This is a genomic window from Pseudoalteromonas sp. DSM 26666 (assembly GCF_900116475.1).
Lineage (GTDB): Bacteria > Pseudomonadota > Gammaproteobacteria > Enterobacterales > Alteromonadaceae > Pseudoalteromonas > Pseudoalteromonas tetraodonis.
Genome location: NZ_FPAR01000007.1, coordinates 36,750 through 53,504 on the forward strand (window position 1 = coordinate 36,750; position 16,755 = coordinate 53,504).

Genomic DNA, 16,755 nt, shown 5'->3' on the forward strand with positions numbered 1-16,755 from the left:
GCGACAGGGCGCGTTCAACATTCTGGCAACTGAGCTAGTGCCGCATTCAAAAGTCAAAGCTCAAACACACTAACCCCGCGGGGGTTATCGTCTTGAGCGGGGCAGGATTCTACAATAATTAGGGTGCTTTGCAAGTATTTTTTATAAATTAAAAAACTTTTCTCGGTAAACCTTTAATTCCATAATCGAATCTTTAATGTCGTCTAACGCTAAATGTGACCCTTTTTTATTCACTTGAGCCAATACATCTGGTTTCCAACGACGAGCAAGTTCTTTAATGGTACTTACATCTAAATTACGGTAATGAAAAAAGTCTTCAAGCTCACGCATATACTTATTCATAAAACGACGGTCTTGGCCAATCGAGTTACCACACATAGGTGAAGCACCCGCTGGTACCCATTGCTTTAAAAACGCGAGGGTTTGATCAACGGCATAAGCTTCATCGAAAGTACTTGCCTTACAACGCGCTGTAAGCCCTGATTTGCCATGCTGAGTTGTACACCACTCATCCATACCATCAAGTAGTTCATCACTTTGATGAATGGCAATGGTTGGGCCTTCGGCTAATATATTCAGATCAGCGTCAGTGACAACAGTTGCAATTTCAAGTATTTTGTCAGTCTCTGGTTCAAGTCCGGTCATTTCCAGATCGAGCCAAATTAAATTTGATTTATTAATAGTCATAATTACCTTAAACGGTGCTTTTCTTTAGATCCAACGCATTTCGATATATCATATTAGCATCAACCGTCGAGCTAAAGCTTTTTTTGGCAAACTCGGCATTTAACTCAGGTTATAGGCCTCAAGTGGCAAAACAGAAAAAATTAAGTAAAGGCCAATCCCGTAGGATCAAGGCTAATCATCAAAAGCGCTTATCAAATGCCGATACAAAACCGGCAAAAGTCGGCGCGCAAGAATGGCAAACAGATAATTTAGGTCAAGTGGAAAATGCGATTGTTATTAGCCGCTTTGGACAACATGCCGATGTAGAAACACAAAACGGTGATGTATTACGTTGTAATATTCGTCGTACCGTATCGAACTTGGTTTGCGGCGATGAAGTATTGTTTCGCCGTGCAAAAGTAAGTGAAGGTGATTTAGCGGGTGTTATTGAAGCAACTCAAGAGCGCCGTTCACAACTCACGCGCCCCGATTTTTATGATGGGGTTAAAGTGATTGCCGCTAACATTGATCAAATTTTAATGGTTTCAGCGGTACTGCCAGAGTTTACCCCGAGCATTATTGACCGCTATTTAATTGCCTGTGAAGACATGGGTATCGAACCCATTTTAGTACTTAATAAAATTGATTTAATTGATGAAGCTGGTTTAAACGAAATACAACAAATCCTCGACATTTACCGTAAGCTTAATTATCAGGTGCTGCTAGTTAGTAATATAACTGGCGAAGGCATTAATGAGTTAAAAGAAGTACTTGCGGGCAAAAATAATATTTTTGTTGGTCAAAGTGGCGTGGGTAAATCTACCTTAGTTAACACTGTACTGCCAGATGCTGAAATTTTGACTAAAGAAGTGTCTGAAAACAGCGGGCTTGGCCAGCACACCACCACGGTATCGCGCCTTCATCATTTACCGAGTGGGGGTAATTTAATTGACTCACCGGGAATTCGTGAATTTGGCCTATGGCATTTAGATGTTGAACGCGTCACTTGGTGCTTTAAAGAATTTAGAGAATTTATAGGCGGATGCCGGTTTAGAGATTGTAAACATTTAAACGATCCGGGCTGTATAATTAAACAAGCGGTAGCCGATGGCGATATTTCAAAATTACGCTTTGAAAGCTACCACCGTATTTTAGAAACCATGGCCGATGGCCGTGCAGGCGCTCGTGCGCCCCGCGTATAATAAGGGAATAACCTGTGAGTTTAGATAAATTTAAAATCGCCATGCAGTATGCCATGCCAAAACACTTTATTTCTCGTGTGGTAGGTAAACTTGCTGCAGCAAAAGCCGGTGCGTTAACAACCACATTAATTAAATTATTTATTAAACAATATAAAATAGATATGAGCGAAGCTAAATATTCAGATCCGGCTCATTACAAAAGCTTTAATGAATTTTTTACCCGTCCATTGAAAGACGGTGTGCGTCCTATGGTTGAAGATGACGATATTATTATTCACCCAGTAGACGGCGCAATTAGCCAACTAGGCGACATTGTTGATGGTCAACTTATTCAAGCTAAAGGCCACGATTACAGCTTACAAGCATTGTTAGGTGGCTCACAAGACGACACAACCCCATTTTTAGGCGGTAAATTTGCAACTATTTACTTAGCCCCAAAAGATTACCACCGTATTCATATGCCAATTGATGGCACGCTAAGCAAAATGATTTATGTACCGGGCGATTTATTTTCAGTAAACCCACTTACCGCTCAAAACGTACCAAATTTATTTGCCCGTAACGAGCGTGTAGTGGCTATTTTTGAAACTGAAATTGGCCCGCTAGCTATGGTTTTAGTAGGCGCAACCATTGTTGCCAGCATAGAAACTATTTGGGCTGGCACAGTGACTCCACCAGCTGGCAGTGATGTGTTTAGCTGGAACTACCCAACTAAAGGCGAAAACGCGATCACCCTTAAGAAAGGGGAAGAAATGGGTCGCTTTAAATTAGGCTCAACAGTTGTACTTGCATGGGGTGCGAACAAAGCAGAAATATTAGACGATCAACTCCCAGAGGTAGTTACTCGTTTAGGCACTGCCTTTGCAAAAATTGATGATTAATAGGTAGTGTCAGTTCGAGCTTAAAAAACACCGCGTTTATTTTCAATAACCGCGGTGTTCTTTTCTTGTAGACGGAGAGCTTACTCACGTTAAAAGCCAAGCTTTTCATTACTCATACCCGCCACACTCTTTACACGCTAAATCCTTAGTCATCTTAAAATGCTGTTGCTTTAAGCTTAATGCGTCAAACGTTATAAACACATTCCCTTTAAAATGACCTAACAACATATTGAGGGTTAATTGTGCCTGCATTGACCCAACAATCCCAAGTAAAGGGCTAATTACCCCGGCATTACTACAATTTATAACCGGTGCATCGCTACTTTGAGGGAAAACACAGCCGTAACATGGGCTGTCACTTTGTCTAAAATCAAACCCCATTAATTGCCCTTGAGTTGCCAGCGCAGCCCCTGTAATTAAGCGAGTGTTATTAGCAATGCAATAGCGATTTACCGTGTATCGAGTCGCAAAGTTGTCAGAGCAATCAAGTACTATGTCGGCGTTTTTTAAGAGCAACGCACTGTTGGTATCATCCAGCTTTTGAGTGTGGGTTATTATATTTATTTGATTGTTAAGGCTCGCAAGCACCTTTCCAGCCGCGCGAACTTTGTTTTGCCCCAAATGATTTACTTTATAGAGCACTTGGCGTTGCAAGTTAGACAGCTCAACTACATCGTCATCAATTAAAATAAGCGACCCAATGCCAGCTGCCGCTAAATACAGCAGCGCAGGACTACCTAAGCCACCTGCACCAACTACGGCAACCGTTGAACGTTTCAGCATTAACTGCCCGTCAAGCCCCACTTCATCAAGTAATATGTGGCGGCTATAACGCAAGATTTCTTTGTCATTTAACGTTTGCAACGTATCAGTCATGTTTCGTATTAATCGCGGTTTGCAGTGATCTAATTGCTGAAACATGATCAGGCGCTTCACTAATGGCACGTACCACAGCTACGCTACCAACCCCCGTATTTGCTACTTCAGTTGCGCGGCTTAAATCAATACCGCCAATAGCGACTGTAGGGTAACTCTGCATAAGCGGTACAAATTTATTGAGCTTTTCAAGCCCTTGTATTTGCCCTGTCATGTCTTTGGTCGTCGTTGGGTAAATAGCACCAAACGCCATGTAGCTTGGGCGATAATTATGCGCGCGTAGCATTTCATAAAACCCATGGGTAGAGAGACCAAGTCGCAGGCCTGCTTCTTTTATAGCAACTAAGTTTGCACTCTCTAAGTCTTCTTGCCCTAAATGCACCCCATAGGCGCCATGTTTGATGGCAAGTTGCCAGTAATCATTTATAAATACCTGCGCATTATACTGCTCACCCAAGGTGACCGCTTTGGCAATCAGTTCATCTAGCTCATTCTGCGTTTTATTTTTAACACGAAGCTGAGCTGTTTTAATTCCTTGCTGTAAGCACTTTTCTAGCCATTCAATGCTATCAACCACACCATAGAGGCCAAGCTTTTTACTTTCACAGGCTGCAAAATCAGCAGCCATATTAAAATCAAGCGGCACATCAAAATCCAACTCATCACCTAACCAGCTACCCGGTTCAATCACCTGAGGGTAATGCGCTAAATCGGTAGGAAACTGCGTTTGTGCGACCGGCCCTATGCCCTCGCCATAGCGAACTGATTGCTTTAAACCTTGGTTTATATAGGCTTTAGCTAAAATAAACGCATCTTTTAACGGGTAGTCTTTTGCAAGACACGCAGCAATTACCGACGCCATACTGCACCCTGTACCATGGCTATGAGGAACTTGAATTTTTTCATTACCTAGCCAATAGTCTTCACCGTTTTGTGTGCAGTAATCAATGCAATACCCGCTTGGGTAATCCCAATGTCCGCCTTTAATCACCACCGCTTTTGCGCCCCACGCCATCAGCTTACTCGCCGCTTCTTTAATCGCTGCAGGGCCAATTAAATACACACCCGTTAATAACTGTGTTTCGTGGGTATTTGGGGTAATTACATCCACCAGCGGTAATAAACATTCTTTTATCGCGCTTACGGTGTCTTCTTCTGTTAGTAAGTCACCGCTTGAGGCAATAGCCACAGGGTCATACACAATAACCGGCGGGGTTGGCCATTTGGCTTTGTAATGGCTTATGTGCTCACTAATTAACTGAATTTGCTGCACATTGGCAAGCATGCCAATTTTTATCACTTTGGCTTTCATGTCTTTTTCAAGTGCAAGCAACTGGGACTCAATAATATCGGTAGACACTGCATTAATGGCCTCTACACCTAAGCTATTTTGAGCGGTAAGCGCGGTGATTGCTGTACAACCATGCACACCAAAACTTTGCATTGCCTTAATATCGGCTTGAATACCCGCGCCGCCGCCAGAATCAGAGCCAGCAATTGTCCACACTACGTTTATCATATTTTTATTTCCTTACTGCTGATGCCAAAATGGCATACCCATTGTTGGGGTTGAGGGGGTTGCAACGTCTTTTTCGGGCATTGCTTTGGCATTGTATGCAAAGCGCCCTGCCTCTACCGCAGCTTTAAATGCACGGCTCATAGTCACTGGGCAACCCGCCCCTGCAATGGCTGAATTTAATAATACCGCATCATACCCTAATTCAAGTGCTTGGCAGGCATGCGATGGTAAACCTAACCCGGCATCAACAATTAATGTTGTATTAGGCAGGCGTTCTCTAATGGTTTTTAAATTATAACTATTTAACAATCCTTTACCGGTGCCAATAGGCGCGCCCCACGGCATTAGCACCTCACAGCCTAATCCATTCAAGCGCTGACACAGCACTAAATCATCAGTGCAATAAGGCAGTACTTTAAACCCATCATCAATCAATATTTTTGTGGCTTCAAGTAATGCAAAGGGATCGGGCTGTAAATTATAGTCATCGCCTATTAATTCAAGTTTTATCCAATCGGTAGCAAATACTTCTCGGCACATTTTAGCTAGGTTAATAGCCTCTTTGACGCTGTGGCATCCGGCAGTATTAGGCAGTATTTTTAAACCGGTGTTTTTAATTAATTGCCAAAAATCATTCCCTGCCGCCGCGTTTTGTTGTCGCCTAAGTGACACGGTGACTATCTCAGCACCTGAGGCTTTAATTGATTGCGTCATTATATCTGGTGACGGATATAACGCAGATCCAATTAACAAGCGACTATTGATTGGCTCACCATAAATTGTTAAACAGTCTTTGCTTTGCATAGCACTATCCACCTTGGATAGGTGACAATAACTCAATACTGTCACCTTCATTTATAACAACGTGGCTATGGCGACTCTGAGGAATAAACTCTCCATTTACAGCCACGGCATAAGGCGCCATTGCACCCACGTTTTTTACTATTTCCAGCAGCGCATGGCTAGTCACATTTAAAGGCTCACCATTAATTGTAATGTTCATTTAATACTCACTCTATTTGCGATAATGCTTGTGCCACAAGCGCGGGTGCCAACATATAGCCGTGGCGATACAAGCCATTGATACTGATAACCTTGCTCGTTTTTTTTACCTGTGGGCGATTATCGCTAAACGCTGGGCGTAAGCCTGTTTGAATATTTAATAATCGCGCTTCGGCAAAGCCACTATGAACAGTGTAGGCCGCCGATAATAGTTCAAGGGTTGAGCGCACAGTTGCAGGACCTGTATCTTGCGATTCGATCTCCGTTGCCCCTATGACATATTCATGATTAGGTTTAGGTGCAATATAAATAGGGTAACGCGGATGCATTAATCGCACAGGCCGCGTTAAGTTAACCTCAGGGGCGTATAACCTTGCCACTTCCCCGCGCACACCTCGAAGTGGCTGATCTTGTTTGGCTCCAAGCCCTCTGCAATCAATAATGTAATCAAACTCTCGATTATTGACTTTGTCATCAAAAATACTGACGCGTTGATTAAACACAAACTTTACTTTGCGCTTATTTAGCAACCTAAAGCTGGCTTTATAAAAGGCTTGGTTATCTATTTGCGCTTCACCGGGTAAAAATAGCCCTTGATTAAAACGCCCTGTAAGCTCAGGTTCTAAATCCGCTATTTGCTGCGTATTCACCGCTTTGGCACTAAAATTTAGTAACGGCTTTATTCGCTGTGCAAAACTTTGTAAGTCACCTTTATCCTGCGGGTGAGCAACCACTAAGGTGCCCTGCTGTTGAAAGAACACCTCACTGTTTAACTCATCTAAAATAGCAGGCCAGCGAGCAATAGAATCTACTCCCAATAGCGCTAAATCATGTTCACACATAACCGATTCAGCTAGCGGTGCCAGCATAGCCGCCGCCACTTTACCCGCACTATTTTGGGTATGCTCATCATCAGCTTCAAATACAGTAATACGGTGCTGCTTACTTAACTCAAGCGCCGCCAACCGCCCCGCTAAACCAAATCCCACCACAGCAATGTCATAAAACATAAACACTCCTACATTTAGCTGCGGGTCTCTGGCTTCGAGCAACAAGATGTTAAGATAAACATTTCGCTACTCGATGCTCGCAACTCGCAACCTATTTTATATTGCTTTATGGTAAATCTCTGAGCCTGTTTGCTTAAACTCTTCAGATTTAGCTTTCATCTCGGCCTCTACATCAACCATTTTGATTTCAATGGCATCACCCACGTTATTAGGATCAATACCGCGCGCTTCTAGATCTTTGGCGTAGTCACGTACTTCTTGGGTTATTTTCATCGAACAAAATTTAGGGCCACACATGGAGCAAAAGTGGGCTACTTTACCTGATTCTTGTGGCAGTGTTTCATCATGGTATTCACGAGCGCGAACAGGGTCTAAACCAATGTTGAATTGGTCGTGCCATCTAAATTCAAAGCGTGCTTTTGATAGGGCGTTGTCTCGCTCTTGTGCACCGGGGTGACCTTTGGCTAAATCGGCGGCATGAGCGGCAATTTTGTAGGTGATAAGGCCTTCTTTAACGTCTTCTTTATTTGGCAAACCTAAATGTTCTTTCGGTGTTACATAACACAGCATGGCACAGCCATACCAAGCTATTTGCGCAGCCCCAATCCCTGAGGTTATATGGTCGTACCCCGGTGCAATATCAGTGGTGAGTGGGCCTAAGGTATAAAAGGGCGCTTCATCACAATGTTTAAGTTGCTCTTCCATATTGGCTTTGATCATATGCATAGGCACATGCCCTGGGCCTTCTATGAACACTTGTACATCATGCTTCCAAGCTATTTTAGTCAGTTCGCCTAAGGTACGAAGCTCACTAAATTGCGCTTCATCGTTAGCATCAGCAATAGAGCCTGGGCGAAGGCCATCGCCTAATGAAAAACACACATCGTATTGTTTTAAAATTTCACAAATATCTTCAAAATGCGTGTATAAAAAGTTTTCTTTGTGATGCGCTAGGCACCATTTAGCCATAATAGAGCCACCGCGCGATACAATGCCTGTTACGCGTTTTGCTGTCATAGGCACATAGCGCAGCAGTACACCAGCATGAATAGTAAAGTAATCAACACCTTGCTCGGCTTGCTCAATCAGGGTATCGCGAAATATTTCCCAGGTGAGGTCTTCTGCTACGCCATTTACTTTTTCAAGGGCCTGATAAATGGGTACAGTACCAATAGGGACTGGCGAATTACGCACTAGCCATTCGCGGGTTTCGTGAATGTAGCGCCCAGTTGATAAATCCATTACGGTGTCGGCACCCCAACGGGTTGACCACACCATTTTTTCAACTTCTTCCTCAATGGATGAACCAACTGATGAATTACCAATATTGGCATTTACTTTAACTAAAAAGTTGCGACCAACAATCATAGGTTCGGTTTCTGGGTGATTAATATTGTTAGGTAAAATAGCGCGACCACGCGCTATTTCAGCACGCACAAATTCAGGAGTAATAAACTCAGGAATACTCGCGCCAAACGATTCCCCTTTATGTTGTGCCGCGAGAAGCTCTTCACGTATTTGCGCACGCCCCATGTTTTCACGTATCGCTACATATTCCATTTCTGGGGTAACTATCCCTTGGCGGGCATAGTGCATTTGCGTTACGTTTTTACCCGCTTTTGCACGGCGAATTTTTGGTAAATGCTCAAAGCGAATATGATCAAGCCCATCGTCAGCCATACGCTGCTGCGCAAACTGTGAGGTAACTGACTCAAGTACTTCAGTATCACCACGGCTTTCAATCCACTGCTCACGGTATTTATCAAGCCCTTTACGTACATCTAATTCAAAATTAGGATCGGTATACGGGCCAGATGTATCGTAAACACGCAGCGGCTCATTTGACTCATACACGGGGTTTTCATCTGTGCCACCTATGAATGTATCGCTTAATGTTATTTCGCGCATACCCACACGCACGCCTTGCAGGCTTCCTTCAACATACACTTTATGAGAGCTTGGAAATGGTTGACCCGTTAGGTTATAAATATAGTCAGATGCAGCAGCACGAGTTTCTCGGCGCGACGATTTTTTTGTAGTGTTTGACATGACTTACCTCATTGCTTAAGGGTTGTCTTGCCAGATATTCCGATGGAATAGAGAAAGATCGTAAAGTAGCTTTATGCCACTTTGCAGCCTAAATTGACGGGTTTGATGTTGTTGTACGCATAAAAAAAGACGCACAAGCGTCCCGTTTAGGCAGCTTGTTCCCTACGCAGGTATTAACCTGATCAGGTTCACGGATCCCGCTTTCGCGATCTCAGCCTAAATAAAACTTAGGCACTCCGACAAGTAGTTAAATTGTTCGTTGATTTGATAATGTTTTAATCAAATCTGCTATGAGTGTACGCCAGTTGAAAATTCCCCGCAAGGGGCTGTTTTTCAAAATGTGTAAAATTTACTTAGGGATAAACACAAATTTTTGCTCGCCTTGCATCACCAATTTTTGGTCTTGCAGGTTAAGCTCGGCACCTTGCTTAAGCGCTTGTAAAAACTGCTGTTCAAACTCATCCAGTTCAGGGCCGCATGATTTGCGTGTCATACCTAATTTACTTACGCTCAAGCTGCTATCTTCAAGCGAACCTTCACCAAAAAACTTATTGCATCCGGCAAAGCCATTTATTTGTAGCGCTTCTATAAAGCTCATTGATGCTTTAAAAGATGCGGGAATGGCCAAACCATCAACCTTTGATAATTGCCATTGTGTATATTTTAGCTGCTCAGTGGTAACTGTCCCTGTTGATGCGCAACCAACACATAAACCGATTACAAGCATCGGTATTGCTGCTAATTTCATGTTACTACTAACTTATTGTCTAATTAGTGTAATAGTATCAATATTTGTCAGGTTTATCCGTTAAAAATGCATGTTTTAAATGTAAATTTTTGTTCTAAGCTAGTTTAAAAGCAGTGCTATTTGGAATTATGCAATTGCTTGGAATAAGTTATCTATCTGTGGTGGTAAAAATGGACGACCTTTCTCGTTAACCGACGTACCTATTACTAAGGCATTGAGCATCACTTTTTCGTCTAATTTGCGAACTACCGTTTGTTTAAACGCAAATTTAAGGCGACTAATGCGTACAGGCTCTACTGCTACATAAAATTCATCCGCTGGCTTTAAAGACTGCTTGTAATCCATTTCACTGCGAAGTACCACTAAGTTAATTTTATCTTTGGCAAGTTGTGCAAAATCAACACCCTGTGCGTATAAAAACTCATGACGAGCGTGCTCCAGATAATTAAAATAAACACTATTATTTACAATACCTTGTAGGTCACACTCGTAGTCACGCACTTTAAAGTCTACTTTAAAGGTCATATTAGTAATCCAAATTATTTAACGTATAATTGCCGCGTTTATAGCACAAGTGTTGAAATAATTGCTACCATACAAGTCCCTAAAATGGAGTTAAGTAACCTAATGAATTTACGTTTGTCTTTAATTACAGCCACGTTATTACCACTATTCGGTGCCCCAATCTACGCCAATGCAGATGACACCGACCTAGAGAAAATCATTGTTACTGGTGACTTTCAAAAAGAAAGCATTCAAACGTTAAGTGCCAGCGCAAGTTTATTTTCTGAAGATGAAGTAAATCTCAGAGGGGCTACTTATTTAGATGAAATGCTAGCAAGCGCTGCAAATGTGAATTTTGCTTCAGGCGCCTCGCGCGGACGTTATATTCAAATTAGAGGGGTGGGACTTCGTTCACAATTCGTCGACCCAATTAACCCATCTGTCGGTTTAGTGATTGACGGTATAAATTATTCTGGCCTTGGTGGCAGCTCATTATTATTTGATATTGACCAAGTAGAAATTTACCGTGGTCCACAAGGTACACGTTTTGGCGCCGATGGCATGGCGGGTATGATTCAAATGCAATCAGCTAATGCTACCAACGATCCTAGTTTAAAATTACATTTAGGTGCTGGCACTTATAACAGCCATGAAGCAGGCGTTGCTGCTAGCACAGGTTTAACCGATGATACCAGTACACGCGTTAGCTACTTTCGCAGAAAATCTGACGGTTACGTAAACAACCTCTATTTAAATGATGAAACACAAAATCAAGATGAACAAGTTGCCCGCTTTAAATTAAATAGCCAACTCACAGCTCATTTAAATTCAGAGCTAAACCTGCACTATATCGATGTCAATAACGGTTACGATGCATTTACCCTTGATAATTCTCGCAACAGTCTTGCTGATCAACCGGGCGAAGATAACCAACAAAGCTATGCTGTTGGCCTTAATAATACTTACACCGGTTTTGACGCCTTTGATATGAGCTTAAACCTTTCAGCCATTGATACTGAGCTTTTTTATAGTTTTGATGAAGACTGGGTATGTAACGATACAAGTAAGCCGCAATTATGTGCTGCCGGTCTGCACCCAGATGGTTATAGCTCAACAGATATTTATAGCCGCGATCGTGATGATCAAGCGCTCGATCTGCAGTTTAATGGCAAAACAGGTAATTGGGTGGCGGGTATTTACTATCAAAACCGCGATGTTGACCTTGAGCGTCAATATACATGGTTAGCCAATCCATTTGCCTCAACCTATGAAACCAATAACATGGCAGCTTATGGCCAATTAGCCACAGCAATAGGCCCAAAAACTACGCTTATTACCGGTTTACGTGTTGAGCAATATCAAGGTGATTACACAGATAGTAACGGTTTTATTGAAGAAACTGACGATATTATGCTCGGTGGCAAGGTTGCACTTGAATACCAAGTTATTGACCGCACCATGATTTATACCAGTATCACGCGCGGTTACAAAGCCGGTGGGATTAATTCAGAAGCGCTAGCAAAAGCAAAAGATGAAGGGTTAAGTTTAGATGCTGATTTTTTCAAACAGCATACTAGCTTTGATCCAGAGTACTTATGGAGTGGTGAGTTTGGTGTTAAAGGCAGCTCATTGGATGATAAGTTTACCCTGCGTTTAGCTGCATTTTATATGCACCGTGACAATATTCAATTAAAGTCGTGGCAAGTATCAGACCAACAATTTACCGGTTATGTCGCCAATGCCAGCTCTGGCAGTAACTATGGCCTTGAAATTGAAGGCAGCTATCAACTAACACCAAACTTATTTATTACCGGAAGTGCCGGATACTTAGACACTAAAATTAATGACTTTGTTACTAAATCTGGTTTAAATCAAGACGGTCGTGAGCAAGCACAAGCGCCTAAATATCAATATGCATTTAGTGCACGCTACAATGTTACTGATGAGTTATATGCTATGTTAGGTGTTGAAGGTAAAGATGATTATTACTTCTCCGATAGCCATAATGCACAAGCTCCAAACACAAACTTAGTGAATGTAAGCCTTGGTTACGAAGCCGATATGTGGGCTGTACGCGCATGGGCACGTAATGTGTTTGATGAAACCGTTCCAACTCGCGGTTTTGAATTTGGCAACAACCCGTTAGATGGTTACGCAACCCAAACTTACACACAATTAGGCGAGCCTCGCGTAGCCGGTGTTACGTTTACGCTTAATTTGTAATACTGCGACCAGTTGTCAGTTCGAGAATAAAAAAACACCGCGTTTAATGCAAACGCGGTGTTTTTTATCTGATAGCTGACCGCTTTAAGCTATTAGCTGCTTTAAGCTCTTGCCACATCAAACGCAATCACCTCTTTTATTTTTTGCTTATTGGTTGCTAGCATCACTAATCTATCAATTCCCAATGCAACCCCCGCACATTGCTCTAAACCATGCTCTAATGCGGCAATTAAACGCGTATCCATAGGTACTTGTTTTAAGCCACTAGCAGCGCGGTAGGCGTTATCTTGGTTAAACCTTTTTGCTTGCTCTTTGGCATTGGTGAGTTCATTAAAGCCGTTGGCTAACTCCATATTTTTATAATAAAGCTCAAAGCGCCCTGCAACTCGCTGATCGTGCCCACAGATTTGTGCAAGCGCCGCTTGCGATGCGGGAAAGTGATACACAAAACAGGGGATGTCTTGACCAATAGTCGGCTCTACTTTCATACAAAATAATAATTGCAGTAAGGTATCTTTATGAGTCTCGTTTTTAGCAATATCAGCAAAGCCATGTTCGCATGCGAGTTGTTGTAACTGCGTGATAGAGGCAGTTAATGGATCGACCCCTAGCGTGCGTTCAAATGCGTGTTGGTAGGTAATCCGCTCTGCAGGCGCAACCTCAAGAATAAGCTGCATCAACTCATCTATTTCATCCATTAAAGCAAATTCGTCAAACCCAGGACGATACCATTCGAGCATTGTAAATTCAGGGTTGTGATGACTGCCCGCTTCTTCATTTCTAAATGCCTTACAAAGCTGGAAAATAGCGCCTGAGCCGGCCGCTAACAAGCGTTTCATCGCAAACTCTGGAGATGTTTGCAAAAACAGGGGAAGCCCACCAGCATGACCTGGGCCGACAAATGTAGTATCAAAGCTGGCTAAATGCACATCGGTTACACTGGCAGCACTTAAACTTGGTGTTTCGACTTCCATTACATTACGAGCATAAAAGAATTCACGAATGCTGCGCATAATCGCTGCTCGTTGCTTGAGTGTATCTATGCTGGCACTCGGCGCCCAAAGATCTGCTGACATATTTTCTCCAAAAAAAATCCCAGCTTAAGCCGGGATTTAATTAATAAGGCGTGTTACAGCTTACTTAACACGACTTACGTATTCACCATTGCGAGTGTCTACTTTAATTACTTCGCCAATTTGTACGAATAATGGAACACGTACTACAGCACCTGTGCTAAGCGTTGCTGGTTTACCACCCGTGCCTGCTGTATCACCTTTAAGGCCAGGGTCGGTTTCAGTGATCTCAAGCTCAACAAAGTTTGGTGGAGTTACAGCAATTGGGCTGCCGTTCCATAATGTAATAGTACATACATCGTTTTCAACTAACCATTTGCCAGCATCGCCCAGTGCTTTTTCATCAGCAGCGATTTGTTCAAATGTTTCGTTGTTCATGAAATGCCAAAATTCACCGTCTGTGTATAGATACGCTAAATCGGTATCCATTACATCAGCACCTTCAACCGATTCACCCGATTTAAAGGTTTTTTCAAGTACCTTGCCAGAGATAAGCTTACGGATACGAACACGGTTAAACGCTTGGCCTTTACCCGGTTTTACCATTTCATTTTCTAAGATACTGCAAGGCTCGCCGTCCATCATAATTTTTAGGCCGCCCTTGAACTCGTTGGTGCTATAATTCGCCATCGTTTCCTCTATTTATATTTTTCGAGTAATCTACGTGCCAATGATACAAAGAAATGAAGCAAATTTGCATAAAAACTGGCAAAAAGAATTAGCAAATGTAGTTACCTGCCCAAAAGTGTTGCTAGAAATGGTTGGTTTATCGAGCCAAGTCCATGAAAACGACATAAAAGCTCGTAGCTTGTTCCCTGTTCGTGTGCCATTGCCTTTTATAAAAAAAATTCGTCACGGCGATGCAAATGACCCTTTATTGCTGCAAGTTATGCCCCGCCATCAAGAGTTTTTAACTAAATCGGGGTTTAATAAAGACCCGTTACTTGAGCAAGATAACAATCAACCGGGTCTGTTACATAAATATAAATCGCGTGTTTTAGTCATGTTTAAAACCGGTTGTGCTGTAAATTGCCGCTACTGCTTTAGACGCCATTTTCCTTATCAAGAAAACCAACTGAATAAACGTAGTCTTATTGATGCATTGAGCTATATAAAATCGGATAAAAATATTAACGAAGTGATTTTAAGTGGTGGCGATCCACTAATGGCCAAAGACGATGCTATTAGCTGGTTTTTAGATGAGCTTGAGCAAATACCACAAATTAAACGCATGCGCATACACAGCCGCTTGCCCGTGGTTATTCCTGCACGTATTACTGAACAATTATGTGAAAGATTAGCAAAGTCACCATTAAAAATTATATTCGTTAATCATATTAACCATGCAAACGAAATAGATAATGACTTTAAAAATGCCATGAACATGCTCAAAAAAGCAGATGTGCTACTGTTAAACCAGGCGGTTATTTTAAAAGATGTGAACGATACAGTTGATGCGCAAATAAACTTAAGTGAAGCACTATTTGATGCGGACGTACTGCCTTATTATTTACACTTACTGGATAAGGTAGAAGGCGCAAGTCATTTTGATATTGACGAACAACAAGCAATAAAAATTCAGGCCGAGCTACTAAAAGCCCTGCCTGGATTTTTGGTGCCTAAACTAGTTCGGGAAATAGGAGGTCAAAAAAGTAAAACCCCTATCGACCTCAAATTAGTTTAAACATAAACGTTTACATTATTCCCAAGTGTTGCAGTGACCGACTTAGCCGGTGTTTGCGCACTTGAAGATTGTGTAGCACCTTCAATAAGTGCCAGTGCAGCGGCACCATCAGCTTGCTGTTGCTTTTTAGATAAAGCAGCAGTTAATACTTCTGCGCCTTGGCCTGCACCAGGCATTGTAGGTAGATTTCCACCTGATATATTCATAACTCACACCTGACTTTTAACTGTAATACACGTATTATAGTCGCTGAATTGGTAAATTACTTTACCAACCCACTTAAGTATTTATCGGCAACATTGCACTAAGCTTTAGGAAAACCATGGATTCTATAATTGAACAACTCAACGCCAACTTAAAAATTGTTTACCGTCAGGCACTTGACGCTGACAAAAAACTCGATGAGTTACAACAGCAAGGTCACGGAAAATTTAAAGCCTTATTTGCCGAGGACGCTGGATTTAGTTTCGAAGCTAAACGTTTTAAGCCTTATGTGTTAGACGTTGCCGCTGATGTAGAAAGCTTATCGAGCGACGGTTTGGATGAAGAAAAACTAAAACAAGCGGTTATTAAACTACAAAATTTACTAACGCTGTTAGCGACCTTTAAATAAAAATTAGCGACTTACTTGCAAAGCATCTACCAAAGTAGATGCTTTGCATTATTAGCTAGATACGCGGTAAAATTTGCTCACCAAACCACTCTGTTAATAAGCGTTTTTCATAGTAAAATGCTTCGTCTCGACCCATTTTAATTTTATCCATAAAGCCCATATCTTTTAAGCTCACGTTGTCTTCTTGTGCGACAACACCACTTTCATTACTGAGCACATAGTTAAATTCAATCCGTGGAAAGTGAATGGGTTTAACCACCCGAATTTCGTTAACACCGCCATAGCGCACGTCACCAGCTAAATCTAAATCGGTTACTTCAATTTTTAAACTATAATTTTTAGGAAGCTGCTCACTGAGCTTTGCAAAGTGCTCATCAATATTTTTGGCAATTTGCTTATGGTATGAGCCTTTAGTTTGGTTTGATGGGCGTACATCGCGATAATCATTAAAGTCATGCCATTTAACTTGTGCCTCACCCGCGCAAACAACACTCGGTAGTGCAATAAATATCAACATTGCTATTTTTTTAACTGAGTTCATACGTTTCTCCAACGAGTATGCTGATCATTATAATCAACTAAATATTTTACAAATTGCTATACCTTACTTTAGCAATTACATATGAACTATAACTTAATCTTTCTACTGCGGTGTTATTAAAATTGCACAAAATGTAATCAAAAGTATAGCTTGCGATGTTACGA

18 protein-coding genes and 1 riboswitch are annotated in these 16,755 nt (G+C 41.9%); of the genes, 5 read left to right on the forward strand and 13 right to left on the reverse strand.

Annotated elements, in window-relative coordinates:
* Positions 1 to 141: 141 nt before the first annotated feature.
* The gene (orn, locus tag BM380_RS13580; RefSeq protein WP_028834530.1) at positions 142 to 687 is read right to left on the reverse strand and encodes an oligoribonuclease; all 546 of its coding nucleotides are present in this window, start codon (positions 685 to 687) and stop codon (positions 142 to 144) included.
* A gap of 122 nt (positions 688 to 809) precedes the next feature.
* On the opposite strand from orn, the gene rsgA reads away from it, so the two are divergent.
* Both rsgA and asd read left to right on the forward strand, forming a co-directional pair.
* Positions 810 to 1,868 carry a small ribosomal subunit biogenesis GTPase RsgA gene (rsgA, locus tag BM380_RS13585; RefSeq protein WP_013463964.1) on the forward strand — a complete coding sequence of 353 codons (1,059 nt, stop codon included), beginning with the start codon at positions 810 to 812 and terminating at the stop codon, positions 1,866 to 1,868.
* A 14-nt stretch (positions 1,869 to 1,882) separates the two neighbouring features.
* Positions 1,883 to 2,749 carry an archaetidylserine decarboxylase gene (gene asd, locus BM380_RS13590; protein ID WP_016900290.1) on the forward strand — a complete coding sequence of 289 codons (867 nt, stop codon included), beginning with the start codon at positions 1,883 to 1,885 and terminating at the stop codon, positions 2,747 to 2,749.
* Between the two features lie 108 nt (positions 2,750 to 2,857).
* Here the strand turns inward: asd and BM380_RS13595 are convergent, their stop codons facing one another.
* The 8 genes from BM380_RS13595 to BM380_RS13630 all read right to left on the reverse strand — a co-directional run bounded on the left by BM380_RS13595 (position 2,858) and on the right by BM380_RS13630 (position 10,478).
* A complete protein-coding gene (locus BM380_RS13595) occupies positions 2,858 to 3,613 on the reverse strand; it encodes a HesA/MoeB/ThiF family protein (RefSeq protein WP_175527468.1) in 756 nt (251 codons plus the stop codon).
* A gap of 4 nt (positions 3,614 to 3,617) precedes the next feature.
* Complete coding sequence (gene thiE / locus BM380_RS13600; RefSeq protein WP_090494823.1) at positions 3,618 to 5,144, reverse strand: thiamine phosphate synthase; 1,527 nt, start codon at positions 5,142 to 5,144, stop codon at positions 3,618 to 3,620.
* A gap of 12 nt (positions 5,145 to 5,156) precedes the next feature.
* On the reverse strand, positions 5,157 to 5,948 hold the full coding sequence (locus BM380_RS13605; protein ID WP_013463960.1) for a thiazole synthase: 792 nt from the start codon (positions 5,946 to 5,948) through the stop codon (positions 5,157 to 5,159).
* Positions 5,949 to 5,952: 4 nt separating this feature from the next.
* Entirely contained in the window at positions 5,953 to 6,147 is a 195-nt protein-coding gene (gene thiS, locus BM380_RS13610) for a sulfur carrier protein ThiS (protein WP_013463959.1), read from the reverse strand.
* A 7-nt stretch (positions 6,148 to 6,154) separates the two neighbouring features.
* Positions 6,155 to 7,156, reverse strand: coding sequence for an FAD-dependent oxidoreductase (locus BM380_RS13615; protein WP_090494824.1), 1,002 nt, complete (start codon positions 7,154 to 7,156; stop codon positions 6,155 to 6,157).
* Between the two features lie 96 nt (positions 7,157 to 7,252).
* Positions 7,253 to 9,205, reverse strand: coding sequence for a phosphomethylpyrimidine synthase ThiC (gene thiC, locus BM380_RS13620; RefSeq protein ID WP_090494825.1), 1,953 nt, complete (start codon positions 9,203 to 9,205; stop codon positions 7,253 to 7,255).
* A 142-nt stretch (positions 9,206 to 9,347) separates the two neighbouring features.
* Positions 9,348 to 9,454, reverse strand: a riboswitch (TPP riboswitch).
* Positions 9,455 to 9,554: 100 nt separating this feature from the next.
* On the reverse strand, positions 9,555 to 9,953 hold the full coding sequence (locus tag BM380_RS13625) for an META domain-containing protein (RefSeq protein ID WP_013463956.1): 399 nt from the start codon (positions 9,951 to 9,953) through the stop codon (positions 9,555 to 9,557).
* Between the two features lie 126 nt (positions 9,954 to 10,079).
* Positions 10,080 to 10,478: an acyl-CoA thioesterase gene (locus BM380_RS13630; RefSeq protein ID WP_008465083.1), complete on the reverse strand. Its 399-nt coding sequence runs from the start codon at positions 10,476 to 10,478 to the stop codon at positions 10,080 to 10,082.
* Between the two features lie 102 nt (positions 10,479 to 10,580).
* Between BM380_RS13630 and BM380_RS13635 the strand changes: the two genes are divergently transcribed.
* Positions 10,581 to 12,680, forward strand: a complete 2,100-nt coding sequence (locus tag BM380_RS13635; RefSeq protein ID WP_090494897.1) for a TonB-dependent receptor — start codon at positions 10,581 to 10,583, stop codon at positions 12,678 to 12,680.
* Between the two features lie 101 nt (positions 12,681 to 12,781).
* Here BM380_RS13635 and epmA read toward each other — a convergent pair whose 3' ends face one another.
* Positions 12,782 to 13,756 carry an elongation factor P--(R)-beta-lysine ligase gene (gene epmA / locus BM380_RS13640; RefSeq protein ID WP_090494827.1) on the reverse strand — a complete coding sequence of 325 codons (975 nt, stop codon included), beginning with the start codon at positions 13,754 to 13,756 and terminating at the stop codon, positions 12,782 to 12,784.
* Between the two features lie 60 nt (positions 13,757 to 13,816).
* Positions 13,817 to 14,383, reverse strand: coding sequence for an elongation factor P (gene efp / locus BM380_RS13645; RefSeq protein ID WP_010390517.1), 567 nt, complete (start codon positions 14,381 to 14,383; stop codon positions 13,817 to 13,819).
* A 40-nt stretch (positions 14,384 to 14,423) separates the two neighbouring features.
* On the opposite strand from efp, the gene epmB reads away from it, so the two are divergent.
* Positions 14,424 to 15,437 (forward strand): EF-P beta-lysylation protein EpmB, encoded by a 1,014-nt coding sequence (gene epmB, locus BM380_RS13650; protein WP_076922713.1) that lies wholly within the window; start codon positions 14,424 to 14,426, stop codon positions 15,435 to 15,437.
* Here epmB and BM380_RS13655 read toward each other — a convergent pair.
* Positions 15,434 to 15,643, reverse strand: a complete 210-nt coding sequence (locus tag BM380_RS13655; RefSeq protein ID WP_024601670.1) for a hypothetical protein — start codon at positions 15,641 to 15,643, stop codon at positions 15,434 to 15,436. The genes epmB and BM380_RS13655 overlap by 4 nt on opposite strands.
* Before the next feature lie 116 nt (positions 15,644 to 15,759).
* On the opposite strand from BM380_RS13655, the gene BM380_RS13660 reads away from it, so the two are divergent.
* A complete protein-coding gene (locus BM380_RS13660; RefSeq protein ID WP_010390514.1) occupies positions 15,760 to 16,050 on the forward strand; it encodes a hypothetical protein in 291 nt (96 codons plus the stop codon).
* Between the two features lie 55 nt (positions 16,051 to 16,105).
* On the opposite strand, the gene BM380_RS13665 is transcribed toward BM380_RS13660, so the two are convergent.
* Complete coding sequence (locus BM380_RS13665) at positions 16,106 to 16,591, reverse strand: DUF3016 domain-containing protein (protein WP_028834522.1); 486 nt, start codon at positions 16,589 to 16,591, stop codon at positions 16,106 to 16,108.
* Positions 16,592 to 16,755 lie beyond the last annotated feature (164 nt).

Bases quoted from the DNA above. Each gene is read 5' to 3' on its own strand.
- orn (WP_028834530.1), bottom strand. From the start codon at position 687: ATGACTATTAATAAATCAAATTTAATTTGGCTCGATCTGGAAATGACC.
- BM380_RS13630 (WP_008465083.1), bottom strand. From the start codon at position 10,478: ATGACCTTTAAAGTAGACTTTAAAGTGCGTGACTACGAGTGTGACCTA.
- epmB (WP_076922713.1), top strand. From the start codon at position 14,424: ATGATACAAAGAAATGAAGCAAATTTGCATAAAAACTGGCAAAAAGAA.
- BM380_RS13625 (WP_013463956.1), bottom strand. From the start codon at position 9,953: ATGAAATTAGCAGCAATACCGATGCTTGTAATCGGTTTATGTGTTGGT.
- thiC (WP_090494825.1), bottom strand. From the start codon at position 9,205: ATGTCAAACACTACAAAAAAATCGTCGCGCCGAGAAACTCGTGCTGCT.
- efp (WP_010390517.1), bottom strand. From the start codon at position 14,383: ATGGCGAATTATAGCACCAACGAGTTCAAGGGCGGCCTAAAAATTATG.
- BM380_RS13655 (WP_024601670.1), bottom strand. From the start codon at position 15,643: ATGAATATATCAGGTGGAAATCTACCTACAATGCCTGGTGCAGGCCAA.
- BM380_RS13665 (WP_028834522.1), bottom strand. From the start codon at position 16,591: ATGAACTCAGTTAAAAAAATAGCAATGTTGATATTTATTGCACTACCG.
- BM380_RS13615 (WP_090494824.1), bottom strand. From the start codon at position 7,156: ATGTTTTATGACATTGCTGTGGTGGGATTTGGTTTAGCGGGGCGGTTG.
- epmA (WP_090494827.1), bottom strand. From the start codon at position 13,756: ATGTCAGCAGATCTTTGGGCGCCGAGTGCCAGCATAGATACACTCAAG.
- thiS (WP_013463959.1), bottom strand. From the start codon at position 6,147: ATGAACATTACAATTAATGGTGAGCCTTTAAATGTGACTAGCCATGCG.
- BM380_RS13635 (WP_090494897.1), top strand. From the start codon at position 10,581: ATGAATTTACGTTTGTCTTTAATTACAGCCACGTTATTACCACTATTC.
- thiE (WP_090494823.1), bottom strand. From the start codon at position 5,144: ATGATAAACGTAGTGTGGACAATTGCTGGCTCTGATTCTGGCGGCGGC.
- BM380_RS13660 (WP_010390514.1), top strand. From the start codon at position 15,760: ATGGATTCTATAATTGAACAACTCAACGCCAACTTAAAAATTGTTTAC.
- BM380_RS13605 (WP_013463960.1), bottom strand. From the start codon at position 5,948: ATGCAAAGCAAAGACTGTTTAACAATTTATGGTGAGCCAATCAATAGT.